We start from the raw sequence: 26,737 nt of genomic DNA, 5'->3' as shown, positions 1-26,737 counted from the left end.
TATGATTAGGCTTTTTTATTTTTTAATCCTATCCGGTATAAAATTTTTTGAATAGTACATAGTAAGTGAAATACATACCATTTTCGGCTGTAAAAGGAGAGATATATGGAAAAGGCAATATTTTTAGATCGTGATGGGGTTATTAATGAAGTATTAACGAAGCGAGTTAAATTTGTAAACAATCCAAAGCAGTTTTATCTGCTTGATGGTGTCGGAGAAGCGATTAATTTAATGAAAAATATGGGATATAAAATATTCGTTGTTACAAATCAAGGTGGTGTTGGGCTTGGGTTTATGAAAGAGGAAATGTTAAAACTTGTTCATGAGAAAATGAAAAAGGAGATAGCTAAATTTGGCGGGGAAATTGATGATGTTATTTATTGTGCACATAAACCGGAATCAGGCTGTTCATGCCGTAAGCCGGAACCGGGAATGATCATGTCATTAGCAGAAAAACATCATATTTCTCTCAGTGAAAGTTATATGATTGGTGACCGCGATGTAGATATTATTGCAGGAAGGAAAGCAGGGACGAAAACGATCTTAATAGGAAATGAAGAAGGAGTAGCAGATTATGAATTCAAGACATTGTTTGAGGCTGCAAAATGGCTGGGGACAGTCCAATGAATTAGATAATGAAGGACTATCCCCGTTCATTAGATGAAAAGCACAACTAGACCAAGTGCGAAAACATAGACGGCAAATATTTTTAATGAGCGCTTTTTAACAAACGAGATCATAAATTTTACGGCTATATATCCGAAAATAGCGGAGGCGATAGTAGCACATAACATTGATAAAAAAGAGATTTGCGGTATATTTCCTGTATAAATATCCTTCATTTGAAAAACAACACCACCAAAAATAGCAGGGATTGATAAGAGAAATGAGAAATATGCTGCTGCTTCTTTGTCCATCTTTCGGATAATTGCTCCGACAATTGTCATTGCTGACCGCGATATGGCCGGGAAAATGGCGAATGCCTGAAAACTGCCGATGAATAATGAATCAAAAAGGGTCAGGTCCTCTACTTTTTTCTCACCCTTTTTGATGGAATCAGCGAACCAGAGAACCAGTCCGGTAATGAGAAATTCCCAACCGATTGTTACACCAGTTTTTGAAATTTCATCAAAAAAATCACTGAATAGAACCCCTGCAATGACAGCTGGAATGGTACCGACAATTAATAATAATGTGAGCCTGCTAAAAGGGTTTTTAATTAATTTTAGTAAAATATCTTTGTAAAAAACAATTAGTGCAATAAAGGTACCTATATGCAGCATCGTATCTAAGAAAAGACCAGCTTCTTCAAGTCCGAAAAGCTTTCGTCCTAAAAAAAGATGCCCTGTACTGCTAATTGGCAAAAATTCGGTCAACCCTTGAATAATACCTAAAATGATCGCTTGAAGCCAATCCATGACGTAAAATCCCCCATTCGTAGTAAGGTTGTCTCTCTTATGAATATGTATAAGCTTTCGCATTGTAGAACTGTTATAAGTGTCTTAATCCATTTTAAATAATGATTATGGAGATTTAATGCCTAGTTTTACAGGAAAGTTAAACCGTATTTATAGATAAATCCAAGGTATGCTTCTAACAAAATTTGTCTATATATATTTATCTAAAAAATATAAAAAATGGATTGACAAATTAAAAGAATAAAAGTTAAAATGATATTAACTTAATAATCTTCTTTTCAAAGGGGAGTAGCGTTCAGGTTTATACCTGAAAACAAAGTCGTCATTTCATGGATACTCGTCCATCGGCTTTGTTGGCATGAACGGTGATTTTTAACATGTCTAGCAAGACCTTTGCCTAAATAATCGGCAAAGGTCTTTTTTGTGTCTTGCAAAAATGCCCAGCCAGTAAAAGGTAGAAACGCTGATTATTTATGGATTGAAGAAGGTTTATCAAAGTAAATCTGAAGTATGAAGAACCCTATATTCTTCATACAATCTACATTAGGGGGAAGAAAATGGAACTATCATTATTACTCGAATATGGATGGGTTTTACTCGTCCTAATCGCACTTGAAGGGATCTTATCAGCTGATAATGCACTAGTTATGGCAATTATGGTAAAGCATCTTCCTGAAGAACAGAGAAAGAAAGCATTATTTTACGGATTAGCTGGAGCATTTGTTTTACGATTTGGATCGTTATTCATTATTTCCTTTCTTGTTAATGTATGGCAAGTACAGGCAATTGGTGCACTCTATTTATTATTTCTTGCACTTAATCACATATTTAGAAAGTATGTGTTTAGAAAACAAGAAGAAGAAAAAGATGGCAAGAAAAAGAAATCAGGCTTTTGGGTTACTGTTTTAAAAGTAGAGCTTGTTGATATTGCATTTGCAGTTGACTCTATCTTAGCGGCAGTAGCACTTGCGCTTACATTACCGAAGACAAATTTACCGCAAGTTGGAGGATTAGATGGTGGACAATTTGCTGTTATCTTCCTCGGTGGTATTATGGGATTAATTATTATGAGGGTTGCAGCAAACTTCTTTGTAAAGCTGCTTCACGAAAGACCGAGCTTGGAAACAGCAGCTTTTCTAATCGTTGGCTGGGTTGGAGTTAAATTAGGATTGTACACGTTGGCACATATTCATATTATTCCAGAAGAATTTATTCATTCAGGATTATGGAAAACTATTTTCTGGGTAGTACTTGCTGGATTAGCTGTCGGAGGCTTCTTCTTATCTAAGAAATCAGAAGGACCGGCAGAAGATGATGATGTTGTATTAGGAAAAGCAGAAAATCAATAAAAGTATTAAGAAAAAGACTAATCTATATGGTTAGTCTTTTTCTGTTGAAAAGGACCGAAGCTTTGTTAATATAGGTCTGCAAGATTGTCTGCATATGGAGAATAGATAAGTATTGTTCCGTATAAAAAATATCTCTTTTTCTATTCATAGAAGGGAACGGGGGAATCAGAAACATTTTCTACATACTTATATCTATACAAATAAAATTTAAAATCTTGAGAAATATTTTGAATAAAGAGCTGATATATAGGATGATTTTATGAAAAAATGAGCAAATATACATGGTTAGATGTATAATAATATACCTATAAATTACTAAATAAAAGTTAAAATAAGGTCTATTTACTTAATTCAGCTATTAAATTTAATTTTTATTTAAAATTATCCCCTAAAATAATAATATCATTACGAAAATATTTATTGAGTTACAAAAAGATTACAAAGGAGGTTTGTTTTCTAAGTCTTTAAACCTAATCCTTTTTACTTATTTTTAAAAATTTTTACCCATAATTGTAAGAGTTGTTTTGTTTTTCTCTCTTTTCCTATTTGTAGTAATTGTAACAGCAGCTAATTTCCATCATTCTTCCTTTGCTTACTCCTGACAATCTAGTATTATTAACAGGATAGGATTGGGAAGAACTGAGGTGAAATCAGTGCTAAGCCTTTTGTTTAGACTGAAAACGAAAGAAAGAACATTAGAAGAAACGGTTTTATTAATTCAACAAGGTAACTTACAGTTACAAAATGAATTGATCGAACAGTATAAACCATTTATAGCAAAAGCAGTTTCATCTGTTTGTAAGAGATATATAAGTGAAAAAGATGATGAATTCAGTATCGGATTAATCGCTTTTAATGAGGCGATTGAAAAGTATTCAAGAGATAAGGGAAGTTCCTTACTCGCTTTTGCAGAATTAATTATAAAAAGAAAAGTAATTGATTATATAAGAAAAGAAGTAAGATACGGACAAACAGTAAATTTTGATTTTCAAGAGAATGAAGATGGAGAAATATCTCAAAGTAAGGTTGAAGCTGATTTATCTATCGATGAATACAAGAAACTTATCGAACAGGAACATCGGAAAGAAGAAATCATTTTTTACCAGAAGAGATTAAATGATTTTGGATTAACGATGGCAGAATTAATTGAATATTCCCCAAAGCATATGGATGCAAGACAAAATGCGATAAAAGTAGCACAAGTTCTTGTTGAAAATGAACAATTAAGGGAAATACTTTTCCAAAAAAAGCAACTTCCAGTAAAGCAGCTGGAACAGTTAGTTTCTGTTAGCCGAAAAACGATTGAGAGAAATAGAAAATATATTATCGCGATGTCTATCATTATGTGCGGTGATTTTACTTATTTAAAAGATTATATCAAAGGGGTGCTTCATTCATGAAAAAAGGGGTCGTCGTTGAGTTACAAGATGACTTTGTTATATTGCTCACCCCAGACGGGCAATTTTTAAGGACAAAAGTTGGTACGGCGAATTACGAATTAGGGGAAGAAATACCCTTTTTAACGACTATGGATGATAGGGAAGAAGCTATAACCCGGAGTGGGAGACGGGAAAGCTTTTTTAACTTTCAAAAAATGAAACTTGGTGTGATTTCTGCACTTGCTATTATTTTGATCTTTTTTACTGTAGCACCAGTTTTTAAAGAAGATAGAGTATATGCTTATATGACTGTTGATATTAATCCAAGCTTTGAGATTGCAGTGGATGAACATCTTAAAGCGATTAGTTTGAAGCCTATTAATAAAGACGGAGAGAAGATAGTGGATGAAATCTCTAACTGGAAGAAAAAGCCGGTTAAGGATGTCATACATATTATTATAAGTAAATCAAAGGAAAAGGGATATGTTTATAGCGGCAAGGAAATCTTTCTAACGACTGTTTATAAAGAAGAAGATAAAGAAAAAAAGTCCGAGCTTGAAAAAGGTGTAAAACAAATTCAATCTTCTTTTGAAAAAAGTAACGTGGTTGTAAATATTGCGGAAACAGATGTTAATACGCGAGAAAAAGCGTTAGAGCAAGGGATATCCACAGGAAAATATTTAAAAATACAATCAGCTAATAAGCAAAAAGAAGAAATAAAAAAAGCAAAAGAAGATCATAAGGAAATAAAAAGAGAAGTTGAAAATAAAGCTGAAGTAGAAATAAAGGTACCAGAAAAAAATATTGAGCAGCAGAATAATAATGAAGTGAAAGATTCATTACAAAAAGAGACAAAAACAAAACTTCAAGAAGTTCAAAAGAGTTTAAAGGAAAATAACCGGAATGAGGAACGAGAGGAACAAAGACAACAAGAATTAAAGAAACAAAGGCAAAAAGAATTAGAGGAACAAAGGCAAAAAGAATTAGAGGAACAAAATAAATTAAGAGAAAAACAATTAAAAGAACAGAACAAGAAGAAGGAAGAGGAAGAGAAGGAACGAGAGAATCAGAGGAAAAAACTGGAAAAACAGAAAGAAAAAGAATCGAAAGAACGAGAGAAACAGAGAGAAAAATTTGAGAAGCAACAAGAAAAACACAGAGAGAAGCAAGAAAAGGAAAGAGAAAAGCAGGAAAAGGAACGTTATAAACAAAAAGATCACGATGATGATGACGATGACGATGATTAAATAAATGGAAAACGAGGCTGGCTTATAAAATGAGATCATTTTATAAGCCAGCCTTTATTTATATGTTTTATTTATATTTTCCATTTAGCTCTGCTTGGGCTTGGGTAACTAAACGTTTTGTTATTTCCCCGCCAACAGATCCATTTGCTCGTGAAGCTGTACTCCCATGCAGCTGGACACCAAATTCTTGAGCGATTTCAAATTTAATTTGATCCAATGCTTGTTCGATACCAGGAACAAGCAATTTATTACTGCTACTAGTCATCCTTATTCACTCCTTCATATCATATTTCCTCTTTAGTTTTTAAAACTAATTGCTATCTTATACTTAGAAAAATATGTATGACGCTTATTACTCTCCCGAGAAATTAATATATAAACAGGTTTAGTTCCATGTCTTACGGTGAAAATGAATTTATATAATGGATATTAAGAATTTTTTAATTATCCTCGTTCATTATAGTTTATTTGAAACAATTGTTGTGCTTTCCTCTGAATATGAGAGGAAAGTACAGCGAGTACAGTAATAGTAAGGATATATTTAATTTCTATCCATTCACAAGTTTGGAGTGCACAGAAACGATGTTGAAAGCGGTCAATTGTCAACATTACTTGTTCTTCAAGTGTCTGACCATAAATGGAAAAATCCCCAACTGGGTCCATTTCTTCTAATACAGAAGAATATGTTTCATAAAAAATAATTGGGCTTATTAAATCATCGCTTCGGTCTGATAATGTATTAAAGACAACTGTTAATATTTTTCGAATGGTTTCAAAATCAAAAACTGCTTTTAAATCACGGACAATAAGAAGAATGGCAACTTGTTCAATCGAGTATTTTTTACCAAGTTCGGGAGGGCCGATTAATTCTTTTACATCACGTTTAATCCAATTTTGGACCGATGTTGATTTTAAAAATGTTAACTCACATAAATTGGCGAGAAGGACAATTTCATTCGTTGATAATCCAATTTCATTCATTTTTCGCTTTCTTTCGAATTTTTTTAAAAAAGGAGGGAGATTTTTCTCATCTATATTTAAATCGATTGCTTCTTTTAATACTTGCAATGGACTGGAATAGTCTCCTTTTAAAGAAACAAGCAATTTCGCCATTTGTTTTCTAGTTAATTGAAGTAACATAATCCACCTCAGTTTCTACGTACTAACAATACATTATAGTTCACTATACAAAAAGATACCAAATAATTAGTATGGATTAGGAAGAAAGTCTTTATCTTTCAGTCTTTATCTTTTAATATAGTAAAGGTTAAAGTGAAATGAATAATAAAGGATGAGTTTTTTGAATATATGGAAAAGATATTTGCGAAATATGACACATGTGCGGCTCATTGTTTCATATTATATATTTGCCGTTACTGTTTCTGTTCTACTATTAAGTTTGCCGATCGCTCACAAGCCTGGTATTGATCCGTCATTCATCGATACATTATTTACAGCAGTTAGCGCAGTAAGTGTCACCGGGTTAACAGTTGTATCCACAGCCGATACATTCAGCACTCAGGGAATTTTCATCCTTGCATTTGTATTGCAATTTGGCGGTATTGGGGTAATGACTCTTGGCACATTCGTCTGGTTAATTGTTGGTAAAAAAATTGGATTAAAAGAACGCAGCCTTATCATGCTTGACCAGAATCAGTTAAGCTTATCTGGAGCTGTTCAATTAATTAAACAAATTATTATCTTAATATTGCTTATTGAATTTATTGGTGGCCTTGTATTAGGTACATATTTTTTAACATATTTTGAAACGTGGCAGGAAGCTTATTTAAATGGGTTTTTCCTATCAATTAGTGCAACGACTAACGGTGGTTTTGATTTAACAGGTGCATCAATGATTCCTTACGCAAATGACTATTTTATTCAGTTTATTGTCATTTTGTTAATTGCATTAGGTGCAATTGGCTTTCCTGTTCTTATTGAGCTGAAAAAATTTTTAGCGAGTGAAAGAGGAAATTATCGCTTTTCTCTTTTTGCTAAACTAACGACACTTACTTTCTTAGCCCTTATCGTTCTTGGTACTATTTTTATCGCAATTTTTGAAAATAATCTATTTTATAAAGGAAAAGAATGGCATGAAGTGTTCTTCTATTCCCTTTTTCAATCAGCAACGACAAGAAGCGGCGGTCTTGCAACGATGGATATTAGCCTCCTGTCAGATCCGACACTGCTTTTATTATGCGCACTTATGTTTATTGGAGCTTCCCCAAGTTCAGTCGGAGGTGGAATTAGAACAACGACATTTGCGCTGAATCTTTTATTCGTTTATCATTTTGCAAAGGGAAATAAGACGATTAAAATTTTTAAGAGGGAAATTCATGAAGACGATATAAGAAAATCAGTTGCTGTTACGATTACTGCATTTTTAATATGCTTTATTTCTGTTCTTACTTTATCAATTACTGAAAATTTCAGCCTTATTGAAATTTTATTTGAAGTCTGTTCTGCATTTGGAACGACAGGTCTTTCGATGGGTATTACGCCAGAATTAAGTACAATCGGTAAAAGCCTTATTATCGCTTTAATGTTTATCGGCAGGATTGGTGTTTTCTTCCTTTTGTTATTAATCGGTTCAAAAGAAAAAGAAGCGAATTATCATTATCCAAAAGAACGTGTAATTATCGGGTGATTTAAAAAAGTTGGTACAAATTATAAAGTACCAGCTTTTTTATTATGATACAATTTATTGAAAAAGGGGGAAGGTAGATGAAGAAATTATATTTTATTTTCACACTTCTTTGTTTTGTCATCATATTAAGTTCCTGCTCGAACAAGCCGACAGCTGAGCAGCGTCTTAATGAGTATATAAACTTATGGAATAAACAAAATTTTTCTGAGATGTATCGTATGCTCTCAGCTGATACACAGGAAAAGGTTAGTGAAAAGAACTTTATTGATCGATATAAAAATATATATGAAGCAATTTCTGTTAAAAATTTAAAAGTCTCAACGAAGAAAATAGAAGAGAAAGAGAAGGAGAAGGCTACTGTCTCATTGCCATTGTCTTTAAGTATGGAAACAGTTGCAGGACCTATTTCATTTACAAAAGAGGTTACTCTCCAAAAAGAAGAAAAAGAAGGAGAGAAAAACTGGTATATAAATTGGGATCCTTCTTTAATTTTTCCACAGCTAAAGGAAGGGGATGAAGTGAAGGTTACTTCTGACCAGCCTCTGCGGGGAGAAATTTATGACCGGAATAATAAAGGACTTGCGGTAAATGGTACTGCTTATGAAATAGGGATTATTCCGCAAAAACTTCTTGAAGATAAAGATGAGATTCTTAATCAATTAGCGGCTCTACTGGAAATAGACCGTGCTCAAATTGATGCGAAGCTGAATGAGAGCTGGGTTAAACCTGAGTTATTCGTTCCAATTAAGAAAATAGATCCAGCCGATAGGGAAAGATTTGAACAGATTATTGATATTCCAGCTGTCCAGAAGAAAGACAGTGCATCAAGATATTATCCAGCCGGAGAAGCTAGTGCTCATTTGATTGGCTATATCGGCAGTATTACAGCAGAACAGCTGGAAAAATTAAAGGATAAAGGATACAGTACAAATTCCGTTGTTGGAAAGTCTGGTCTTGAGCAGGTGTTTGAAGACCGTTTAAAGGGAGAGACTGGTTATAAAATTTTTGTCGGCGGAACAAATGAAGTAATTGCTGAAAAGAAAGCTAGAAACGGTGAAGCAGTCTATTTAACAATTGACTATCAATTACAAAAAAATATGTATGAGCAGTTAAAAGGTGATGCAGGAACAGCTGTTGCTCTTAATCCAGTTACCGGTGAAACGCTGGCAATGGTGAGCAGTCCTGCTTATAATCCGAACGAGTTCATCTTTGGAATGGGGGCGTCTAAATATCGCGAACTTTCTGAAGATCCTTTAAAACCGTTAATGGCAAGATTTAATAAACTGTATTCTCCAGGTTCATCATTGAAGCCTTTAGTCGGTGCTGTTGGCTTAGAGACAGGTACAGTAAAAGGTTCTGATGTGAAGAAGATTGAAGGTCCAACATGGCAAAAAGATGCTAGCTGGGGAAATTATTTTGTTAAAAGAGTTTCCACGAAAGTATCGGATGTGAATTTACAAAAAGCACTGATGTATTCGGATAATATTTATTTTGCACAGCTTGCATTAGAGCTTGGAAGTGAAAAATTCAGTACAGGTTTAAAACAATTTGGATTCGATGAAAAAATAGACTTTATTTTTCCAACAGGACAGTCATCTATTGCAAATAGCGCATTAAGTAATGATCAGCTTCTTGCAGATTCAGGTTATGGGCAAGGTGAAATACAAATGAGCCCTATTCATTTGGCAGCTGCATACACGACATTTTTAAACGAGGGAAATATGTTAAAACCTTATTTAGAAAAGACTGATGAAGCAAACGTGACCGTTTGGAAGGAAAAAATCATTTCTTCTGAGACTGCAGCAGTAATTTTAGATGATTTAAAGCAAGTTGTTGAAAATCCTGAAGGAACAGCATATGCACCAAAATTGGAAGGTGTCCAGCTTGCAGGAAAAACAGGAACAGCAGAACTAAAGCAATCGAAAGATGATACGCAGGGAAAAGAAAACGGCTGGTTCGTTGCGGCTGATATGAATGAACGACACCTCCTGACTGCAATGATGATTGAAGATGTGAAGTCAAGAGGAGGAAGTCATTATGTCGTTCCAAAAGTGAAAAAGGTATTTGAGCAATACGTGAAAAGTAGTCCTCAAGAATAAATCTTGAGGATTTTTTTGTTTCAAAAAAATGACATTCATATATTCGATAATATAGAACAAATTAAATAAGAATAATTAAAAGAGGTGACGAACATGAAAAGAAGAGTTGCAAGAGATGCAGCGATTAAAAATAATTTTACACCGAAGGAAAGTATGCCGGATACGGAATTTTCAGCTGCTTATGATAATGAGAACCCAATGAAAGGTGCAAACCGAAATTCTAAAAAAGGCAGCCAGGGGAGATAAAAATGACGAAGAAGAAAATGCATAGTAAAGACATGCAAAACCATAAAAAACCTTTTTCAAAAGATTTATTACAAGAGGAATTTGGCAGTGAACTTGGTGACGTAAATTCATCTAAGATATATGATCTTTTAGCTGATAAAACTGACAAAAAAGAAAAAAAGTGAGGGGATTTCCTCACTTTTTATAAATTAAATTAACTTACTTTTACTTCAAGCTCACGAATAGGAGAAGTAAAGACGGTTGTTTTTCCTTCATTCGGTTCATAATGAACAAGCAGTAAAGAATCGTCTTTTATAATTTCACCTGTTTCTTCATAATGCTTTATATTAAACGGGAGAACTTCAATGACAGTATGTTTAAATAAGTCCTTCTCTGTAAATTGCTTTTCAGAAAACTTTGTCCCCAGCCTCTCCGGCTTTTCTAAAATCTTACGGTAAAGGGCTGAACGTTCTTCCTTAGATAATAAATCTGACCACCAAGGCTTTCTTGGTTTATGTTTCTGGTTGCGTAAATAATCATATTTCATAAAGCTTCTTGCAATTGTAAGCTCCTCTTCATATGACTCTTCCAAAAATTCATAAAGTCGTCTATATAAATCCTCCAGCTGATGACCGATTCTGCTCCAGCCTCTATCATCCCAGAATGTTCCAAATTGTTGGAAGAAATCAAAAGGAGAAGGAAACACATGTTGAACTAAATATTCTACTGTTTCATCCATACGGTGATCATTCCAATATTTCTCTAAAACATCTTCTACCTGTTTAATTTTCACGATATCCTCAAACGGCAGAACATTATTTTTTAATATTTCATAAGGAGAATGATCCATATATACATAATCATGATCACTCGCGCGAAGTCTTAAGCCGGTTCCGCGCAGCATTTTTAAGAATCCGAGCTGCAATTCTTCAGGACGCATTTCAAATACATCATTAAATGTCTTTCTGAATGAATTATAATCCTCTTCTGGAAGACCTGCAATTAAGTCCAGATGCTGATCGATTTTATTGCCTTCTTTCACCATGGTAACTGTTCTTTTCAGTTTACTGAAGTTTTGTCTTCTCATTACTAGCTCGTTTGTTGCATCATTCGTTGACTGGACACCGATTTCGAAACGGAACAGTCCTTTTGGAGCATTATTATTTAAAAACTCGATTACTTCAGGACGCATAATATCTCCGGTGATTTCAAACTGAAAAACAGTTCCAGGAACATGCTCATCAATTAAGAACTGGAACATTTCCATCGCGTAGCTGCGGCTAATATTAAAAGTCCGGTCAACGAATTTAATCGTTTTTGCTCCATTTTTCATTAAGAAGCGTATATCATCTTTTGTTTTTTCACGATCGAAATAGCGGACACCTACTTCGATAGAAGATAAACAAAATTGACAGCTGAAAGGACATCCTCGACTTGTCTCAATATATGTGATACGCTTGGATAAGTATGGTAAATCTTCTTCGAAACGAAAGGGGGATGGAATTGATTTTAAGTCTAACTTACCACTTTGCGGGTTAAAGGCAATCTTTCCATCTTTCCGATAGGCAACTCCGCTCACATTTTCAAATTGCTGCTTCCCATGGATTTCATCTAAAAACTGCTTAAATGACTGTTCACCTTCACCGATGAAAATAAAATCAACTTCAGGGATTTTTTCCATCCATTCTCGCGTATCATATGTTACCTCAGGTCCGCCCAGCAAGATAATTAAGGATGGGTTAATTTTTTTAAGCATCTTAATTACTTTGATCGTCTCTTCAATATTCCAAATATAACAGCTAAACCCAATAACATCAGGATTTTTTTGAAATAGGTCAGTGACGATATTCATCGCTGGATCATTAATTGTATATTCAGCGAGCTGTACATTATACTCTGGCTGTGCATATGCTTTCAAATAACGAATAGATAAGCTTGTATGAATGTATTTTGCATTTAAAGTAGATAAAATAATATTCATATTACACCACTTCTTCTCATTTTATTAACTTCTTATTTTACCATAGTTTAAAGTAAAAATAAAAAGGAGAGAAAAAGAAGATTTATCCTTTTTGTAATGAAGTTGTAACTTAATTGTAATTAAATTACAAATGTCATTTGGTATATTTTGAGTAGAAATTCAATTTTGGAAAAATGGAGGAGAGTGAAAGGAGAAGGTCAATCATTTTTTGCTGAAAAGGTTCAGTAACATAGGGGGCGTGTCTTATGAGACAAGCAATAAGTGAAAATGAAATAAATAGGCAATTAAGGCTAGAAAATGAAAGATTATTAAGAGAATTAGAAAATCAGCAGCTTATTTTTGAATGTACACTTGACGCCATTATGATACTTGATGAAAAAATGAACTTTATGTCAGTTAACAGTGCTGCGTGTAAAATGTTTCAATTGAGAGAAGAGAAGTTAAAAACAAGGAGTTTAAAAGAATTTCTTTCTTTATTTCCGGAAGATGGTCTAAAAAAGGTAGAAAACCACATAAAAGAGAAAAAGGAATGCTGCTCAGATGAATTACTCATAAGGCTTGACAATGGACAACTTAAATTTATTGAATATGCTGTTCGGAAGAATGATTTTAGCACATCGTTTCTTATTATTATGAGAGATATATCTGAAACAAAAAAATTAGAAAGAGAAAATGCGATTAATGAGAGGACAGTGAAAGATTTATTTCATCAAGCAGTGGATTGTATCGTTATTTTTGATTTAAAAGGCCGCTTGATTGAAGTAAATCGCTCCTTCCTAGTGAACTTTGAAGTTCAGGAAGAAGAATTACAGAAATTAGTGCTTGCTGATTTTGTAAAAAAAGAACATAAATCCGAGCTTCTATCTTTATGGGATCGGTTAAATGAGCATAGCAAAGTACATGGAGAACTACCAATCGTATTAAAAAGCGGGAAAAAAAAAATATTTGAATATACGATTACATCAAATATTTTCAGTGGTCTTTATATGGCTATTATGAGAGATGTTACTGATAAGAGATTAATTGAAAGAAAGCTTTATAAAAGTGAAGAGAGATTTAGAGAAATTTATGAGAATGCTGTTGATGCTATTATGATTATGGATAAAAGAGGAAGAATTATTCAAGCTAATAACTCAGCTTCACGGACATTTGAAATTCCGCTGGAAAAATTGATAGAATCTAAATTTACAGATTTCATTGCTAAGAAGGATGAAAACTATGAGCGCGTAAAAATGGAATATAGGAAAAAAGGATCAATCCGCAGTGAACTGCTTTTTTATATGCCAAACGGTGAGTATAAATCACTGGAATTCACCGCGAAATTTGATGCAGTGGAAGGACATCATTTAGCTATTTTGAGAAATGTAAGTGACCGGAAGAAGATGGAACAAGATTTACGAAAGAGCGAAGAGAAGTTCCGAAAAGTATTTAATGCTTCCATGCATGCCATTATTTTATTCGATAATGATTATAATATATTAGATGCAAATCCAATTGCAGGGGAAATTTTTAATATTCCATATGACAAAATAAGTTCTTCTAATTTATTTGAGGATATTATACATAAAAGGGAGAAGGGAAGCAGCAGCCTTGATAATTTTGAGGAGATTGATAAAGCAGCAGGGGAACTTGTCTTTAAACTCGAAGGAAGAGAAAAGATAATTGAGTTTTGTTTAAAACGGAATATTACTGAAAACATGAATTTAGCAACTTTTCGGGATATTACAGAAAGAAAACAATTAAAGGAACAATTAAGAAAGTCTGATACTTTACACGTTGTTGGAGAATTAGCAGCGGGTATTGCTCATGAAATAAGAAATCCGATGACTTCATTAAAAGGATTTATACAGCTTTTAGAAGCTAGTGTAAAAGAAGATTTCTCTACATATTTCGGTATTATTACATCAGAATTAAATAGAATTGAATCCATCATTACTGAATTTCTCGTTTTAGCAAAACCTCAGGCAACTAAATTTTTACAAAAAGATATATGTGAAATAATGAAGAATACGATTGATTTATTAAATGCCCAGGCAAATTTATTAAATGTACGGCTGGATCTATATTATGATAATAATCTGCCGGCTATTTATTGTGAACCAAATCAATTGAAACAAGTATTCATTAATATTTTAAAAAATGCAATTGAAGTTATGCCAAAAGGCGGAAATGTTACGATTGATATAAAGAAAAAGAATTCAGAAGAAATTATCGTTTCTATCGCGGATGAAGGGTTTGGGATTCCGGCTGATAAATTAAAAAGGCTTGGTGAACCCTTTTATACGACAAAAGAACGAGGCACTGGTTTAGGGTTAATGGTTAGCTATAAAATTATTGAAGAGCATTTTGGAAAAATAAAAGTGGAAAGTGTGGAGGGAGAGGGAACGATATTCCATCTTATATTACCGATTAATAAACATTTATGAGGGATGAAAATGTATTATAAGCAAATAAATACAGAAATTGGTTTATTAACGATTGTTGCTGATAATGAGAATATTACACATTTATTTTTAGCACAATCCGATTTTGATATATTTAAAGAGGAAAATAAAATAGTTTCCTGCTCCCAATGCTTGATTTTAGAAAAAGCAGCTGTCCAGCTGCAGCAATATTTCCAAGGCGAGCGTTCAATATTTGATTTACCTTTTTCACAAGCTGGTACAGCCTTTCAGGAAAAGGTATGGCGTGCATTGGCAGAAATCCCATATGGCGAATCTCGTACGTATTTAGATATTGCAATAAAGATCGATAATCCAAAAGCTGTCCGTGCTGTTGGACAAGCAAATAAAGCCAATCAGCTGCCAGTCTTTATTCCATGCCACCGTGTTATTGGGAAAAATGAGAAACTAACGGGCTATGCTGGAAAACAAATAAATATAAAAGCAAAATTATTAGATATTGAACAGATTCCATATAAAAATAGTGAATAAATTTTTTTTCAGTAGGTAAATGCTTGTCGCAATATATGGAATAACGACATACTATTTACTACAGGAAATAAAATTGCGTAAGGGAAAGAAAAGAGGGAGAAAGATGTGTAATAAGCAAAATAAAATAGTATTCTATACATCACTATTAAGTAAATTAAATTTACTTACTGAAGAACAAAAGCAAAATATTATTTCGAGAAAAAATGGATGAAATAGGAAAATGCGAGACTGTTTTTAGAGAATCATACTTAAATACTAAACAGTCCCGCTTATTTTATTGAATATCTATTATGTTCCTGTTTATAATGAGCAAATCAGAAAGTGTAACGGGCTTTGCTTTTTCTTTTACAATTGGTACATATTCTTTTAATACTATAGCTGTTTTTTCACCAGCAATACCAACATGTCCAATTGCTATCATTTGCGGTGTAGATTCCAATTTTTTCACTAATAAATTAGCCTGTTTAATAATATGGCTTGTCGTATATTGTTCATCAAAAAAAAGCTGATTTTCTAAATAAGGCAAGCCTAATTGTTCTGCAAGCATCGGTACAACACTTTTACTACTCGTTTTGCTATCTAGGTAATAAAGTCCGCGTTTTTGGCATTCTTCTAAAATAATTTGCATAATTCTTTTATTTGAAGTTATTTTTGATCCCATATGATTGTTCATACCAACAGCATGTGGAACCGCATCAATTGCTTCATTAACCCGTTTTCTTATTTCCTGTTCAGAGAGATCTTCTGTAATAGCTCCGGGTCCGAGCCAGCTCTTCTTCCCATTTTCCGGCTCCATAGGTAAATGAACAATTACCTCGTGTCCTTTTTCGTATGCGAGCTCTGCGTCCCGCTGAGTTGTTGATAGAAAAGGCATGACAGCGACAGTTAGAGGAATTGGTAAAGAGAGAATTTCATTTGTTCCTTTCATCCCATTTCCAAAGTCATCGATAACGATTGCAACATGTTTATTACTTTCAGCAAAACAGTTGGAAGGTGTGATTAATATAGACATAAAAAATAAAATAATTATTTTTTTAATCATCTGTATCTGCTCCTCTGTGTAATTATTCCTATGCTTTTAATTTACCCAGAAGAAAGTGAAACATGTTATGTTACTTCTTTTCCTTCATATTTATCTTTCCATTTTTCAAATTTTTCCAAATCTTTTGTGAGCTGTTTTGCGACGAAAGCAATAATTGCTGCGTCGTCTAAAATTCCTAGTCCTAATAAGAAATCTGGAATTAAATCGATAGGAGAAACAAAATAAATGATTGCTGCAACTATCATAATAAGTGATGCTTTTGGAAAATGCGGATATGCACCAGATTTCCATGATCTTAATGCTTCAAATAAAAGCTGCAAATTACCCCATACTTGCAGAAGTGAGGATTTGTTTTTTACTGCCTTTTTAGTTGCTCTTGTAAGCAATTGTTCTGTCTCTTTTTTATCATTTAAATAAGGATTTGCTTGGTTTTTATATCGTTTAAGCAGATGGTGCAGCATATAGAAACATCTCCAATTTACAAAAATATTAATTATTACAAGTTTAAACCAACTCGATTAAGGAAATACATAGTTTAAGGCGAATAAAATTTACATATTTGCCATTAATGATAAGATTTTATCATGTTTTACGCCGAGAATATTGTCTAATTTTGCGAACCTGTTTACAAATTTAGTACAATCTGTAATAATGCACGAGTATATCATTATTGTTTAAGAAAAAGGGATGAAGCTTAAGCTCGTTAATTAAGTATTGCACTTTGTGAATAACTGGAATAAAATAGAGTTAGGACATAGTGGTATTTTTTAGCATTAAGCACTCTCCTTTAAAAGTGGTCTATCTGTTCCAATCACAATTTCTTGAAAGCTAGGATGGAATTTGACCGTATGTACATTGCGAAATAAGCATCGTTTGAAAGGGAGGGAAGGTCGGTGAAACAAGAACTACTAAGAGCTGAACTTCTAATGTCGATAAATAACAAACGAGAAGAAATGATAAAAACGGCTGAAAAGGAAAGCTTTACAAGTGAGGCTGTCTTAAAGGTTAGCCAGGATTTGGACGAGCTTCTAAATATTTATCAAAGGCTTTCGATTCAAGAAAACGAATCAAATCATCCTATTCAGGACTTTTATATAGCAAATAAAAAATCATTGACTCCTAGGGATGCCTGTTCAGCAAACGGCTAAAAAATAATAAGCATCTTTTAATTGATCTTTTGAATGGCTCCATTATAATGGAAAGCAAAGAATGCTTTTTATTATAATGGAGCTTATTTTTTTAAAAAATAGATAGACCGGGGGAGCGTATGAAAGAAGTTATTTTAATGATCGTTGAGTTTATGAATGAATTCCATGATTTATTTATTAGTGCATTCGGTTTATTGGGAATAAATATGACGGATAAAGAGATGCATTTTTGGGTTTTGGGTATATTTGGTATAATTTTCTTTTTCGCAACACATATAATCTTTCGACTTGTTTCGAGGTGGAGTATTACTGTTATATCTTTTATTTATACATTTACAGTATTGATTGTTATCGTTTTTGCTATTGAAATTCAGCAGAAGGTAACTAATCGTGGTCATATGGAGTTTCAAGATGCTGTTCAAGGGTTATGGGGGTTTCTCGTCCTTTTTGGTATGTATGCAGCAGTTAAATTAATCATGTTTTTTATGAAAAAGCTGTTTCATAAAAAAGGAATTAAAAATAAAGGGAAAAAGAAGTCTAGAACAACGAGAGCTTCTAGACATCATGATGTTTGAAAATGTCGGGACAGGTCGAAGGAAAACTTCCACTTGTCCTTTACGTGTTTAGGAATTTTTGATAAGTTTAGAGTAATATTCCATCTATGAAATTTAAGTTTCTTACCTGTTATTCGAGATAGAAAATAAGACTTCAACAAGATTTCAAGGGGGAAATGAAATGAACTATAGGCGACTAGGAAGATCGGGGTTAAAGGTTAGTGAGATTAGCTTAGGAAGCTGGCTGACATTCGGGAAATCAGTTTGTGAACAAAAGGCAACTGATATTATCCATCAGGCATATGAAGTCGGAATTAATTTCTTTGATAGTGCAAATGTCTATGAACGGGGACAGGCGGAAATTGTGATGTCACGAGCATTAAAAGCTTTTCCAAGAGAATCATATGTTATGACAACAAAGGCATTTTGGCCAATGGGGGACGGACCGAATGACCGGGGTCTTTCAAGGAAGCATATTATGGACCAAGTTCATTCAAGTTTAAAAAGGATGGAGCTCGATTATGTAGATATATTTTATTGTCATCGCTATGATGTGGAAACACCGCTTGAAGAAACATTAAGAGCGATTGATGATTTAATTCGTCAAGGAAAGATTTTATATGTCGGAGTGAGTGAATGGACAGCGGCACAAATACAAGAGGCATTTACGATTGCGGACCGCTATTTACTCGACCGGATTATTGTGAACCAGCCGCAATATAATTTATTCCATAGGGATATTGAAGAAGAAATATTACCGATGTGTGAGCGAATAGGTGTATCACAAGTTGTCTGGTCTCCGCTCGCCCAAGGTGTACTTACAGGAAAATATCGAAGAGGGGAAATTCCAAAGGGAAGCCGTGCATATCAATCAGGGGAAAGCTCCTGGATGAAAAAAGTAATTAATGATATCTTCAATCGGAAAATTGATCTTCTTGATGATATTGCTAAAGAGTATGATATTACATTAGCACAGCTGGCGCTCGCATGGATTTTAAGGCAGCCGAATGTAGCAAGTACACTTGTCGGTGCTTCTGAACCTAGTCAAATTATAGAAAATGCTCAAGCTTCAAATGTTGTATTAAATTTTGAAACATTACAGAAAATTGAAGAAATAACCGCTATTTAATAAATCAAAAAGACATAGATTCAAGTAAAAAATCTCCTATGAAAATGATAGGAGATTTTTTAATGAATAAGCTTATTTAAATTTGAAATAACTAGATTTAATTTTCCGCTAAAGGAAAAATAATTGTTACCGTCGTTCCTACATTTACTGTACTATCAATTTTGATATCTCCTTTATACATAGAAACAATCTGTTTACAAACGACCAGACCGAGTCCTGTACCTGTATCTTTCGATGTAAAGAAAGGCTTGAATATTTTCGCCAGTCCTTCCTTAGATATCCCTTTTCCAGTATCTCCCACTTCAATCAGTACTTTCGACTGCTGCTTCTTTAATGTTATCGTGAGAGTACCACCATTTTCCATTGATTCCAATGAATTTTTCATTAAATTTAATAAAATTTGTTTAATATGATTTTTTGTACATACAACAGTTAAAGGTACATCCTGCTCACGGATTAATTCTAGTTCAACATTGTTTTGATTCGCTTCAGATTGTATGATTGGTAAAAGCTCTGTAACAATTGATCGAATATCATGTGCGACATGATGATGTGCAGTTGGCTTTCCTAACACGAGGAATTCACTAACGATTTCGTTAATTCGATCAATTTCTTTATTAATGACTGAAAAATATAGCTGATCTTCTTCGTCTCGGTATTTTTCTTTTAATAATTGGATAAATCCTTTAATGCCAGTGAGCGGATTTCTGATCTCATGTGCGCTGCTTGCCGCAAGTGTCCCTACCAGTTCCAATTTTTGTGCTTCATTTTGCTGTCTTTCATATGATGCCTTTCTTCTTAGAAGTGTGTATTGGATGAGTAGGAAAATAATTGATAAAACAGCAGCTGATATAAAGAAATAAAGGAAGACGCTAAAGAGCATATCATTAAAATCTACCTTATCCGGCGTCGCTTTTAACACCCAGTTAATCTGATTAAGATGGATGTTAACAGGAGGCATATCAGTCTGTTTCTTATGATTCGTTTCAAATACTAGATCGTCTTTATTATTTACAACAAGAATTTTTTGATCAAAGCTTAATACATTCATAATATTTTTTAAATAATCTACTTCAATTGCTGCAACAAGAAGTTTTGAAACTTCTTTATTTCTATCAAGAATAGGGCTGCAAATAGTGACGATTTGACTATTAGTAATATTACTGAAGTATGCATCAGAGACAACTGTTTTTTTAGTTGACATGACAGTCTGATAAAATGAACTATTCCGTATGGAAATATTATTGTTAACTACTTTTGTACTTGATTCAATATCTCCGTTTTTATCGACATAAAATAAAACGGAAAAACGGGGATCAATTTCATAGGTTTTTTTTAGTATCGACTCTACTTCTTTTTTATCTGTTTCATCATTTAAAACAATTGCCATCGTTTCGAGCCTAGCAATTGTTTCTCTGAATAAATGATCAATTTGATTTCGATGAATGTATAAAATACGTTCTGTTTCCCGAAAGTTGTCTTTATTAATTGAATCTGTTTTTTGTTCATAAAGGAAGAAAGAAATAATAATGGAAGGTATAACGACGATAGCTAAATAAAGAGAGATCGTTTTAAATTTAGAAAAAATAAATGTCATTCTTAAAAGCTCCCATTCATCTTCAATATAATTGCTTGCAAACTATTTGTATATTATATCATTAAATTCGAAAAAAATAATCCAATCTTCTTATAAATTGGTAAATAATTGTTTTAATAATATTGTAGGATGAAAGGTTGTTGTGTATCATTAGTCATATAGACACTAAGGCTTAGAAGGTGAAGAATTGAATACCATTAAATTGTCAATTTTACAAACGAGTGATATTCATGGACATATACTTCCAAAAAACTATCGTTCACAAGAAGAATTACATTTAGGGCTTGGAAAACTATCATCTATTATAAAAAAAGAAAGAGAAATGAATGAGCATGTACTATTAATTGATAATGGAGACTTAATCCAGGGTACACCTTTAACGTATCATTTTTCTAAGAAAAGTAACGAAAAAATAAATCCGATGATTAAAGTTTTAAATGAATTAAAATATGATGCAGCTGTAATCGGGAATCATGAATTTAACTATGGAAGACATGTGTTGAATGAAGCAGTATTACAATCTACTTTTCCGTGGCTGTCAGCTAATATCATTTCTTGTGAGTCCAATGAACCATTGCTTGGAAAACCATATATGGTGAAAAGTTTTGAGGGAGTAAAAATAGCGGTCTTAGGTGTGACGACACACTATATTCCAAACTGGGAGGATCCTTTAAATATTAAAGGGCTTCGTTTTGAGGATGCGTTAGAAACGACAAAACAATGGGTAGATTTTATAAAAGAAAAAGAAAAGCCAGATGTAATGATTGTCTCCTATCATGGCGGTTTTGAAAGAGATATAGAAACAGGAGAACCGACAGAACAATTGACAGGAGAAAACCAGGCATATGAAATTTGTTATAAAGTTCCCGGTATTGATGTGCTGTTAACAGGACATCAGCATCGAAAGATAAGCGGGCAATTAAACGGAGTTACAATTGTTCAGCCAAGTTTTAATGGACAAGTAATTGCTAAAATAGACATTATTTTAAATAAGGAAAATGGGATAAAAATTTCGACAAAGTCAGCATCACTTTTAACGATGGAAAATGTAAAAACAGATCAGTCAATTGTGGAACTCATCAGGCAGTATGAAGAGGAGACAATCGAATGGTTAAACATGCCTATCGGTGAAGTGGATGGTAATATGGAAATAGAGGATGTTTTTGAGCTAAGATTGAAGGAGCATCCATTAATTGAATTTATTAATAAAGTACAAATGGATATTGCTGGTGTAAGTATTTCGAATACAGCATTGTTTCATAATGAATCACCAGGTCTGCCGAAATATATTACAATGAGAGATATCGTTGCCAACTATATTTATCCGAACACACTTAAAGTTATTTGTGTTACCGGTCTTGATATAAAATTAGCATTGGAGCGGTCTGCTACATATTTCGATCTGGATGAACATGGTGCAATTGTTGTTAATCCGCGTTTTTCAATACCAAAGCCGCAGCATTATAATTATGATATGTGGGAAGGAATTGAATACATACTTGATATTTCAAAGCCCTTTGGTGAGCGTGTGACAAAGCTAATGTACAATGGTAAGTCGCTTGGACTTCAGCTTGAATATGATGTAGTAATGAATAATTACCGCGCTGGCGGTGGCGGCGATTATGATATGTATAAGGGAAAGCAAGTCGTAAAAGAAATTCAAATTGATATGACAGAGCTGCTTGCAAATTATATTAATGAGCATAAAACGATTAAAGCAGAAGTAAATCATAATTGGAAAGTTATTTGGTAAAAGTAATCAGTAGTAAATAAACATAAAAATCGGAGATATTTTTTATCAAAGGATTGAGAAGAAATGGATAAAAACAAACAAAAGGAAGAATCATTAAAATTTTTCATCGTCTTATCACGTGCACACCGGGCAATTAATGATCAGGTCAATAAGCATATTTCAACATTTAACTTAAATCCAACAGAGTTTGCGGTATTAGAGCTGCTTTACCATAAAGGAGAACAGCCTTTACAGCAAATAGGTGGTAAAATCTTACTTGCTAGCGGTAGTATAACATATGTAGTTGATAAGCTTGAGAAGAAGGAACTGCTTATTCGCAAAGCATGTGATAAGGACCGACGTGTAACATATGCACAAATTACTGATAAGGGAAAACAGTTGATTGAAGAGATATTTCCGTTGCATGAGGAACAGCTAAATGAAATTGTAAGTATTTTATCTGATGAGGAGAAGCAGCTTGTAACAGATTTATTAAAAAAAGTAGGGTTTCATGCACGTGATTTTATCTAATCAAAGGGAAATAAGGCCTCTCTAGCTGGGATTGGAAAACAGACCGATAGAGAGGCTTACTATTTCTCTTATTTTTTTCCATCATCTTTTTTCTCTTCCTCAGGAAACTTCTTTAAAATGGCATCTAATTTACCATTAATTGATTTAAGTGCATCTTGATGCTGTTTCAGCTTTTGGGCAAACCATGAAATCATATAAAGTAGTAATATAAAACAAATTAAATTAATAATAGCACTCATTAAAATGTAGCCTCTCTATATAATTTACTATTAATCTACCATTATTTACTTTATGTGTAAATGGAAAGCTGATTTTTCTTATTATATATGTTTAGATCAAGGCTATATATTTATAATGGTAGAGAGAAGCAGTAAAAAAGCTTAATCGCTAGACAGCGATTAAGCTTTATTCTTCTACTTTATTTGGCAGGATTAATACTTCTACACGTCGATTTTTTTGTCTGCCTGCTTCTGTGTCATTAGAGGCAACAGGCTTAAATTCTCCGAATCCTTTTGCACTGAAATGTTCAGAGTTAAGCTTATCATTTTCCATGACGATCTTCATAAAATTAACAGCTCTCATTACGCTAAGTTCCCAGTTAGAGTCAAACTCAGAGTTACTGATTGGAATATTATCTGTATGACCGCTAATAATAATATTACGGGGAGGATTCATGACTAGCAATTCTGAAATTTCTCTTGCTAGCTGTTCATCTTTTGCTCGTACGAATGATTTTCCGGAATCAAAGAAAATATCGTTCAAAATCGTCACAAGCAAGCCTTCATCTGTTAATGTTGTTTTTAAGTCTGCATTTAAATTATTATTTGTAATATATTCATTGATTTTTTGCTGTACTTCTTTTAATTCTTCTTGTTCCTTTGCATCCAGCTTCTTTTCTTCCTCTTTTTCCTCTTGTTCTTGTTTATTTAATTGTTCCATCTTTTGATTAGGAGTTGGACTTGGGAACTCAAGCACTCCTGTTCCACCACTGAATTCACTATTAAAAGCACGTGCTAGTTGCTGGAACTTTTGGGCATCAAGGGAACTCATTGAAAACAATACGATGAACAGAGCAAGTAAAAGGGTTAATAAATCGGCATAAGGAATTAACCAGGACTCGTCAATATGCTCTTCATGATGTTTCTTTCTCTGTTTTTTAGCCATTTATTAGCTCACCCCTCATCAGAAGAAGTAAGTTTTACTCTTTCAGAAACAGGTAAAAATGTTGCAAGTTTTTGTTCAATCGCTTTTGGGGCTTGTCCTTCAAGAACAGAAAGAACACCTTCAATCATCACTTGTCTTACTTTTACTTCGTGTTTTGATTTCGTTTTTAATTTATTTGCAAATGGATGCCATAAAACGTATCCAGTGAAAATCCCTAATAAAGTTGCAACGAAAGCAGCACTGATTGCATGGCCTAATGCTTCAATATCATTCATATATCCAAGTGCCGCAATAAGTCCGACAACTGCTCCCAATACACCTAATGTTGGGGCATATGTGCCTGCCTGTGTGAACATGGACGCGCCTGCCTGATGACGTTCCTCCATTGCATTTATTTCCTCATTCATTACGTCACGAATAAATTCGGCGTTTTGACCATCGACTGCCATTAATAATCCATTGCGTAAAAATGGGTCTTCCACTTCTGATAATTTTGCTTCAAGAGCTAATAAACCTTCTTTACGAGCCACTTGTGCCCAATCAGAAAATAATGGAATTAATTCCTGGATCGAAGGTATTTTCTGTTCTTTAAACAAGATTCCGAACAATTTTGGTATTCTTTTAACTTCACTCGTCGGTGACGCAATTACTACGGCAGCAATTGTTCCGAGAATGATAATAAGAAGGGCAGCAGGGTTTCCAAGTGCCGAAACACTAACACCTTTCATCACCATTCCGACTCCGACCGCAATAACAGCTAATACTAATCCAATCAAAGATGTTTTATCCATATAAAATCACCAAATCTCCTTCATTTTCTTACTCTTTATATCGGTACAATGCTATAAGTTTTTAGGTTTATAGCAAAAGGAGATTGAAAATTTTTTTAGGAAAAAAGTTTCGGGTCCAAAGATAGAGGGATTACATTAGTGGCAGTAATTTAATTCCAATTAAAAAGTAGTAGTATGGAAGGAAGAAAATAATGAGATTCGTATAGAAGAAGAATGATTGATAATAAGATTTCTTCAAGATACCATCGTCTGCAATAGACGCGCAAAGAGCGCCTAAAAGGGCTGTAAAATGAAAAAGAACAGTTCCAAATAATTCACCGAGACGAGCACAATAAATAATAAAGCCGATAGAAGAACCATTGAAGACGATAAAGGTAAGGGATAGAAGAAGATAACATTTGGAATATAGATTCATGGAACAACACCTCATCTATTGTATATGAGGGTAGGGGATAGAGAATGACAGATAAAAAAAGACTGCTGTTAAACAGTCTCTTTTCATAATTTTTAAGCTGCTGCTTTTGCACGATATTGTTCAATAAGTTGATCGAGCCGTTGTAATTGAAAAGCATATTCAAAAATAGAAGAACCGATGACAACGAGGCGCAGTTTTTTTTCATCTGTTTCATGATCAATTTCCATCACTTTATTTAAAAATAATTGACTGTCAGTAAGATCAAATGGCTGCTGCTCGTTAAGTTTAATTTTTCCTTCAAACTTTAATAATAGATATTCATGATACTTTGTTAATTGTTCAAGCTTTTCATCAAATAAATCATTATTTCCCTCATCTTTTCGGCTTTGGAAATAATGTTCATCAACTATTTCTAATACTGTCGTACCGCTTCGCATCGCATGAAGCATTTGTTTAAAAATAACAAATTCACGTACATCAACCGGATTCATTTTTTTCATTTTTGCTCTTTCTTCATTGAATAAATGATAAAACTCTTCTAGTTGCAAAATGCCGTCATTTACTCTGTCCCAATGCTCACGGTAGGATGCCTCCGTCATTTCATTTGATACAGATGTTCGAAGCAGAAGCGATAGATCATGGAAAACGGATTGAATTTTCCCGTAAAAACTTTTTTTATATTTCGGTGGAAAAATTAATAGATTTACTAAAAAAGCAGAACCAACCCCGATTAAAATAACAACGAAACGCTGGATGGTAAAAATCATATCCTCATCAACGGGTACACTCATAATTGCCAGCACAGTAACGGATGTTAGAGGAATAGTACCTTCCATTTTTAATTTTAAACTAATTAAAATAACAAGGACGATAACAAGTCCAAAAATAATTGGTCCATTACCTAGAAAGTGAAGAGAGAAGAGAGCAAGCGCTGCCCCGAGTATATTTGTTCTAAGCTGGTCTAAAAGATGCTTCCACGTTTTGTAAATGGACGGCTGCATCGTAAAAATTGCAGCAACAGCCGCAAAAACAAAATGTTCTAATTGTAAAAAGCTGCAAATATATAATGCGAGTGTAACAGATAATCCGGTTTTTATAACACGTGGCCCAAGAGTCACCATGATCTTCCTTTCAATCTTATAAAGAGATATCGTTTTTCTAATATTAAATCGAGTTGTCCGTAAAAACAATGAAAATAAATAGTATATATTGTGAAATGACAAATGAGGATGTCCCAAAAGGGTAAAAAGCAACCTTTTTGGGCATCCTACTGAAAGGCCCTGTGATGGAAATCCGGTAAAATTAAGGATTTAGTGATAGGGCCTTTTAGCTTTTAAAGCTTATCCGGGACTTAGC

At 33.6% G+C, this 26,737-nt stretch carries 27 protein-coding genes and 1 riboswitch; of the genes, 15 read left to right on the top strand and 12 right to left on the bottom strand.

The features are described from left to right. Positions 1 to 105 precede the first annotated feature (105 nt). On the top strand, positions 106 to 627 hold the full coding sequence (locus BFA01S_RS03390) for a D-glycero-alpha-D-manno-heptose-1,7-bisphosphate 7-phosphatase (protein WP_066225744.1): 522 nt from the start codon (positions 106 to 108) through the stop codon (positions 625 to 627). 29 nt (positions 628 to 656) lie between these two features. Here the strand turns inward: BFA01S_RS03390 and BFA01S_RS03385 are convergent, their stop codons facing one another. Next, positions 657 to 1,418 carry an undecaprenyl-diphosphate phosphatase gene (locus tag BFA01S_RS03385; RefSeq protein ID WP_066225742.1) on the bottom strand — a complete coding sequence of 254 codons (762 nt, stop codon included), beginning with the start codon at positions 1,416 to 1,418 and terminating at the stop codon, positions 657 to 659. A gap of 271 nt (positions 1,419 to 1,689) precedes the next feature. Then, positions 1,690 to 1,860: riboswitch (yybP-ykoY riboswitch) on the top strand. Positions 1,861 to 1,975: 115 nt separating this feature from the next. Here BFA01S_RS03385 and BFA01S_RS03380 point away from each other — a divergent pair. The 3 genes from BFA01S_RS03380 (at position 1,976) to BFA01S_RS03370 (ending at position 5,393) form a co-directional block, all read left to right on the top strand. Then, on the top strand, positions 1,976 to 2,767 hold the full coding sequence (locus BFA01S_RS03380; protein WP_066225740.1) for a TerC family protein: 792 nt from the start codon (positions 1,976 to 1,978) through the stop codon (positions 2,765 to 2,767). Between the two features lie 644 nt (positions 2,768 to 3,411). Beyond that, complete coding sequence (sigI, locus tag BFA01S_RS03375; RefSeq protein WP_066225738.1) at positions 3,412 to 4,167, top strand: RNA polymerase sigma factor SigI; 756 nt, start codon at positions 3,412 to 3,414, stop codon at positions 4,165 to 4,167. After that, positions 4,164 to 5,393 (top strand): anti-sigma factor domain-containing protein, encoded by a 1,230-nt coding sequence (locus BFA01S_RS03370; RefSeq protein ID WP_066225736.1) that lies wholly within the window; start codon positions 4,164 to 4,166, stop codon positions 5,391 to 5,393. Before sigI ends, BFA01S_RS03370 begins: the two co-directional genes overlap by 4 nt. Positions 5,394 to 5,460: 67 nt before the next feature. On the opposite strand, the gene BFA01S_RS03365 is transcribed toward BFA01S_RS03370, so the two are convergent. Both BFA01S_RS03365 and BFA01S_RS03360 read right to left on the bottom strand, forming a co-directional pair. Then, positions 5,461 to 5,658 (bottom strand): alpha/beta-type small acid-soluble spore protein, encoded by a 198-nt coding sequence (locus BFA01S_RS03365; protein WP_066225734.1) that lies wholly within the window; start codon positions 5,656 to 5,658, stop codon positions 5,461 to 5,463. Between the two features lie 179 nt (positions 5,659 to 5,837). Further along, positions 5,838 to 6,536, bottom strand: a complete 699-nt coding sequence (locus BFA01S_RS03360) for a DUF1836 domain-containing protein (RefSeq protein WP_066225732.1) — start codon at positions 6,534 to 6,536, stop codon at positions 5,838 to 5,840. A gap of 148 nt (positions 6,537 to 6,684) precedes the next feature. Here BFA01S_RS03360 and BFA01S_RS03355 point away from each other — a divergent pair, with 148 nt between their 5' ends. The 4 genes from BFA01S_RS03355 to BFA01S_RS22725 all read left to right on the top strand — a co-directional run bounded on the left by BFA01S_RS03355 (position 6,685) and on the right by BFA01S_RS22725 (position 10,549). Further along, entirely contained in the window at positions 6,685 to 8,040 is a 1,356-nt protein-coding gene (locus BFA01S_RS03355; RefSeq protein WP_066225731.1) for a TrkH family potassium uptake protein, read from the top strand. Positions 8,041 to 8,117: 77 nt separating this feature from the next. Beyond that, a complete protein-coding gene (locus tag BFA01S_RS03350; RefSeq protein ID WP_066225729.1) occupies positions 8,118 to 10,139 on the top strand; it encodes a penicillin-binding transpeptidase domain-containing protein in 2,022 nt (673 codons plus the stop codon). 93 nt (positions 10,140 to 10,232) lie between these two features. Beyond that, the gene (locus BFA01S_RS22730) at positions 10,233 to 10,385 is read left to right on the top strand and encodes a hypothetical protein (RefSeq protein WP_169800427.1); all 153 of its coding nucleotides are present in this window, start codon (positions 10,233 to 10,235) and stop codon (positions 10,383 to 10,385) included. A gap of 2 nt (positions 10,386 to 10,387) precedes the next feature. After that, positions 10,388 to 10,549 (top strand): hypothetical protein, encoded by a 162-nt coding sequence (locus tag BFA01S_RS22725; RefSeq protein WP_169800426.1) that lies wholly within the window; start codon positions 10,388 to 10,390, stop codon positions 10,547 to 10,549. A gap of 29 nt (positions 10,550 to 10,578) precedes the next feature. On the opposite strand, the gene BFA01S_RS03345 is transcribed toward BFA01S_RS22725, so the two are convergent. Then, entirely contained in the window at positions 10,579 to 12,345 is a 1,767-nt protein-coding gene (locus BFA01S_RS03345) for a B12-binding domain-containing radical SAM protein (RefSeq protein WP_066225727.1), read from the bottom strand. 245 nt (positions 12,346 to 12,590) lie between these two features. Between BFA01S_RS03345 and BFA01S_RS03340 the strand changes: the two genes are divergently transcribed. After that, positions 12,591 to 14,771, top strand: a complete 2,181-nt coding sequence (locus BFA01S_RS03340; protein ID WP_066225725.1) for a PAS domain S-box protein — start codon at positions 12,591 to 12,593, stop codon at positions 14,769 to 14,771. Positions 14,772 to 14,780: 9 nt separating this feature from the next. Beyond that, positions 14,781 to 15,278: a methylated-DNA--[protein]-cysteine S-methyltransferase gene (locus tag BFA01S_RS03335; protein WP_066225722.1), complete on the top strand. Its 498-nt coding sequence runs from the start codon at positions 14,781 to 14,783 to the stop codon at positions 15,276 to 15,278. Between the two features lie 274 nt (positions 15,279 to 15,552). Here the strand turns inward: BFA01S_RS03335 and BFA01S_RS03330 are convergent, their stop codons facing one another. Both BFA01S_RS03330 and BFA01S_RS03325 read right to left on the bottom strand, forming a co-directional pair. Then, positions 15,553 to 16,320, bottom strand: coding sequence for a divergent polysaccharide deacetylase family protein (locus BFA01S_RS03330; protein ID WP_066225721.1), 768 nt, complete (start codon positions 16,318 to 16,320; stop codon positions 15,553 to 15,555). A 65-nt stretch (positions 16,321 to 16,385) separates the two neighbouring features. Then, positions 16,386 to 16,781 (bottom strand): YkvA family protein, encoded by a 396-nt coding sequence (locus tag BFA01S_RS03325; protein WP_066225719.1) that lies wholly within the window; start codon positions 16,779 to 16,781, stop codon positions 16,386 to 16,388. 432 nt (positions 16,782 to 17,213) lie between these two features. Between BFA01S_RS03325 and BFA01S_RS03320 the strand changes: the two genes are divergently transcribed. The 3 genes from BFA01S_RS03320 (at position 17,214) to BFA01S_RS03310 (ending at position 19,151) form a co-directional block, all read left to right on the top strand. Beyond that, on the top strand, positions 17,214 to 17,468 hold the full coding sequence (locus BFA01S_RS03320) for an aspartyl-phosphate phosphatase Spo0E family protein (protein ID WP_066225717.1): 255 nt from the start codon (positions 17,214 to 17,216) through the stop codon (positions 17,466 to 17,468). Between the two features lie 119 nt (positions 17,469 to 17,587). Next, entirely contained in the window at positions 17,588 to 18,043 is a 456-nt protein-coding gene (locus BFA01S_RS03315; RefSeq protein ID WP_066225715.1) for a hypothetical protein, read from the top strand. Between the two features lie 160 nt (positions 18,044 to 18,203). Continuing rightward, on the top strand, positions 18,204 to 19,151 hold the full coding sequence (locus BFA01S_RS03310; protein ID WP_066225714.1) for an aldo/keto reductase family protein: 948 nt from the start codon (positions 18,204 to 18,206) through the stop codon (positions 19,149 to 19,151). Between the two features lie 97 nt (positions 19,152 to 19,248). Here the strand turns inward: BFA01S_RS03310 and BFA01S_RS03305 are convergent, their stop codons facing one another. After that, positions 19,249 to 20,748 (bottom strand): ATP-binding protein, encoded by a 1,500-nt coding sequence (locus BFA01S_RS03305; RefSeq protein ID WP_066225713.1) that lies wholly within the window; start codon positions 20,746 to 20,748, stop codon positions 19,249 to 19,251. Positions 20,749 to 20,935: 187 nt separating this feature from the next. Between BFA01S_RS03305 and BFA01S_RS03300 the strand changes: the two genes are divergently transcribed. Both BFA01S_RS03300 and BFA01S_RS03295 read left to right on the top strand, forming a co-directional pair. Continuing rightward, positions 20,936 to 22,501: a bifunctional metallophosphatase/5'-nucleotidase gene (locus tag BFA01S_RS03300; protein WP_066225712.1), complete on the top strand. Its 1,566-nt coding sequence runs from the start codon at positions 20,936 to 20,938 to the stop codon at positions 22,499 to 22,501. A gap of 63 nt (positions 22,502 to 22,564) precedes the next feature. Beyond that, positions 22,565 to 23,011 carry a MarR family winged helix-turn-helix transcriptional regulator gene (locus BFA01S_RS03295; RefSeq protein WP_066225710.1) on the top strand — a complete coding sequence of 149 codons (447 nt, stop codon included), beginning with the start codon at positions 22,565 to 22,567 and terminating at the stop codon, positions 23,009 to 23,011. 68 nt (positions 23,012 to 23,079) lie between these two features. Here the strand turns inward: BFA01S_RS03295 and BFA01S_RS22225 are convergent, their stop codons facing one another. From BFA01S_RS22225 to BFA01S_RS03280, 5 genes are all read right to left on the bottom strand, one after another. Continuing rightward, positions 23,080 to 23,250 carry a hypothetical protein gene (locus BFA01S_RS22225; RefSeq protein WP_156483517.1) on the bottom strand — a complete coding sequence of 57 codons (171 nt, stop codon included), beginning with the start codon at positions 23,248 to 23,250 and terminating at the stop codon, positions 23,080 to 23,082. A gap of 166 nt (positions 23,251 to 23,416) precedes the next feature. After that, complete coding sequence (gene motB / locus BFA01S_RS03290; protein WP_066225708.1) at positions 23,417 to 24,175, bottom strand: flagellar motor protein MotB; 759 nt, start codon at positions 24,173 to 24,175, stop codon at positions 23,417 to 23,419. An 8-nt stretch (positions 24,176 to 24,183) separates the two neighbouring features. Further along, on the bottom strand, positions 24,184 to 24,966 hold the full coding sequence (gene motA, locus BFA01S_RS03285) for a flagellar motor stator protein MotA (RefSeq protein WP_066225707.1): 783 nt from the start codon (positions 24,964 to 24,966) through the stop codon (positions 24,184 to 24,186). 130 nt (positions 24,967 to 25,096) lie between these two features. Then, a complete protein-coding gene (locus tag BFA01S_RS22220) occupies positions 25,097 to 25,381 on the bottom strand; it encodes a hypothetical protein (RefSeq protein WP_156483516.1) in 285 nt (94 codons plus the stop codon). A gap of 92 nt (positions 25,382 to 25,473) precedes the next feature. After that, complete coding sequence (locus tag BFA01S_RS03280; protein WP_066225706.1) at positions 25,474 to 26,499, bottom strand: FUSC family protein; 1,026 nt, start codon at positions 26,497 to 26,499, stop codon at positions 25,474 to 25,476. Positions 26,500 to 26,737 lie beyond the last annotated feature (238 nt).

The sequence above is a fragment of the Metabacillus fastidiosus NBRC 101226 genome, assembly GCF_001591625.1.
GTDB lineage: Bacteria > Bacillota > Bacilli > Bacillales > Bacillaceae > Metabacillus > Metabacillus fastidiosus.
Note: the sequence above shows the minus strand (reverse complement) of the source record. Positions and strands in the feature narration are given on the sequence as shown.

What these genes read in the sequence shown, in the direction of transcription:
- BFA01S_RS03390 (WP_066225744.1), top strand. Translation starts at nt 106, where the DNA reads ATGGAAAAGGCAATATTTTTAGATCGTGATGGGGTTATTAATGAAGTA.
- BFA01S_RS03385 (WP_066225742.1), bottom strand. Translation starts at nt 1,418, where the DNA reads ATGGATTGGCTTCAAGCGATCATTTTAGGTATTATTCAAGGGTTGACC.
- BFA01S_RS03380 (WP_066225740.1), top strand. Translation starts at nt 1,976, where the DNA reads ATGGAACTATCATTATTACTCGAATATGGATGGGTTTTACTCGTCCTA.
- BFA01S_RS03370 (WP_066225736.1), top strand. Translation starts at nt 4,164, where the DNA reads ATGAAAAAAGGGGTCGTCGTTGAGTTACAAGATGACTTTGTTATATTG.
- BFA01S_RS03365 (WP_066225734.1), bottom strand. Translation starts at nt 5,658, where the DNA reads ATGACTAGTAGCAGTAATAAATTGCTTGTTCCTGGTATCGAACAAGCA.
- BFA01S_RS03355 (WP_066225731.1), top strand. Translation starts at nt 6,685, where the DNA reads ATGAGTTTTTTGAATATATGGAAAAGATATTTGCGAAATATGACACAT.
- BFA01S_RS03350 (WP_066225729.1), top strand. Translation starts at nt 8,118, where the DNA reads ATGAAGAAATTATATTTTATTTTCACACTTCTTTGTTTTGTCATCATA.
- BFA01S_RS22730 (WP_169800427.1), top strand. Translation starts at nt 10,233, where the DNA reads ATGAAAAGAAGAGTTGCAAGAGATGCAGCGATTAAAAATAATTTTACA.
- BFA01S_RS22725 (WP_169800426.1), top strand. Translation starts at nt 10,388, where the DNA reads ATGACGAAGAAGAAAATGCATAGTAAAGACATGCAAAACCATAAAAAA.
- BFA01S_RS03345 (WP_066225727.1), bottom strand. Translation starts at nt 12,345, where the DNA reads ATGAATATTATTTTATCTACTTTAAATGCAAAATACATTCATACAAGC.
- BFA01S_RS03340 (WP_066225725.1), top strand. Translation starts at nt 12,591, where the DNA reads ATGAGACAAGCAATAAGTGAAAATGAAATAAATAGGCAATTAAGGCTA.
- BFA01S_RS03335 (WP_066225722.1), top strand. Translation starts at nt 14,781, where the DNA reads ATGTATTATAAGCAAATAAATACAGAAATTGGTTTATTAACGATTGTT.
- BFA01S_RS03330 (WP_066225721.1), bottom strand. Translation starts at nt 16,320, where the DNA reads ATGATTAAAAAAATAATTATTTTATTTTTTATGTCTATATTAATCACA.
- BFA01S_RS03325 (WP_066225719.1), bottom strand. Translation starts at nt 16,781, where the DNA reads ATGCTGCACCATCTGCTTAAACGATATAAAAACCAAGCAAATCCTTAT.
- BFA01S_RS03315 (WP_066225715.1), top strand. Translation starts at nt 17,588, where the DNA reads ATGAAAGAAGTTATTTTAATGATCGTTGAGTTTATGAATGAATTCCAT.
- BFA01S_RS03310 (WP_066225714.1), top strand. Translation starts at nt 18,204, where the DNA reads ATGAACTATAGGCGACTAGGAAGATCGGGGTTAAAGGTTAGTGAGATT.
- BFA01S_RS03305 (WP_066225713.1), bottom strand. Translation starts at nt 20,748, where the DNA reads ATGACATTTATTTTTTCTAAATTTAAAACGATCTCTCTTTATTTAGCT.
- BFA01S_RS03295 (WP_066225710.1), top strand. Translation starts at nt 22,565, where the DNA reads ATGGATAAAAACAAACAAAAGGAAGAATCATTAAAATTTTTCATCGTC.
- BFA01S_RS22225 (WP_156483517.1), bottom strand. Translation starts at nt 23,250, where the DNA reads ATGAGTGCTATTATTAATTTAATTTGTTTTATATTACTACTTTATATG.
- motB (WP_066225708.1), bottom strand. Translation starts at nt 24,175, where the DNA reads ATGGCTAAAAAACAGAGAAAGAAACATCATGAAGAGCATATTGACGAG.
- motA (WP_066225707.1), bottom strand. Translation starts at nt 24,966, where the DNA reads ATGGATAAAACATCTTTGATTGGATTAGTATTAGCTGTTATTGCGGTC.
- BFA01S_RS22220 (WP_156483516.1), bottom strand. Translation starts at nt 25,381, where the DNA reads ATGAATCTATATTCCAAATGTTATCTTCTTCTATCCCTTACCTTTATC.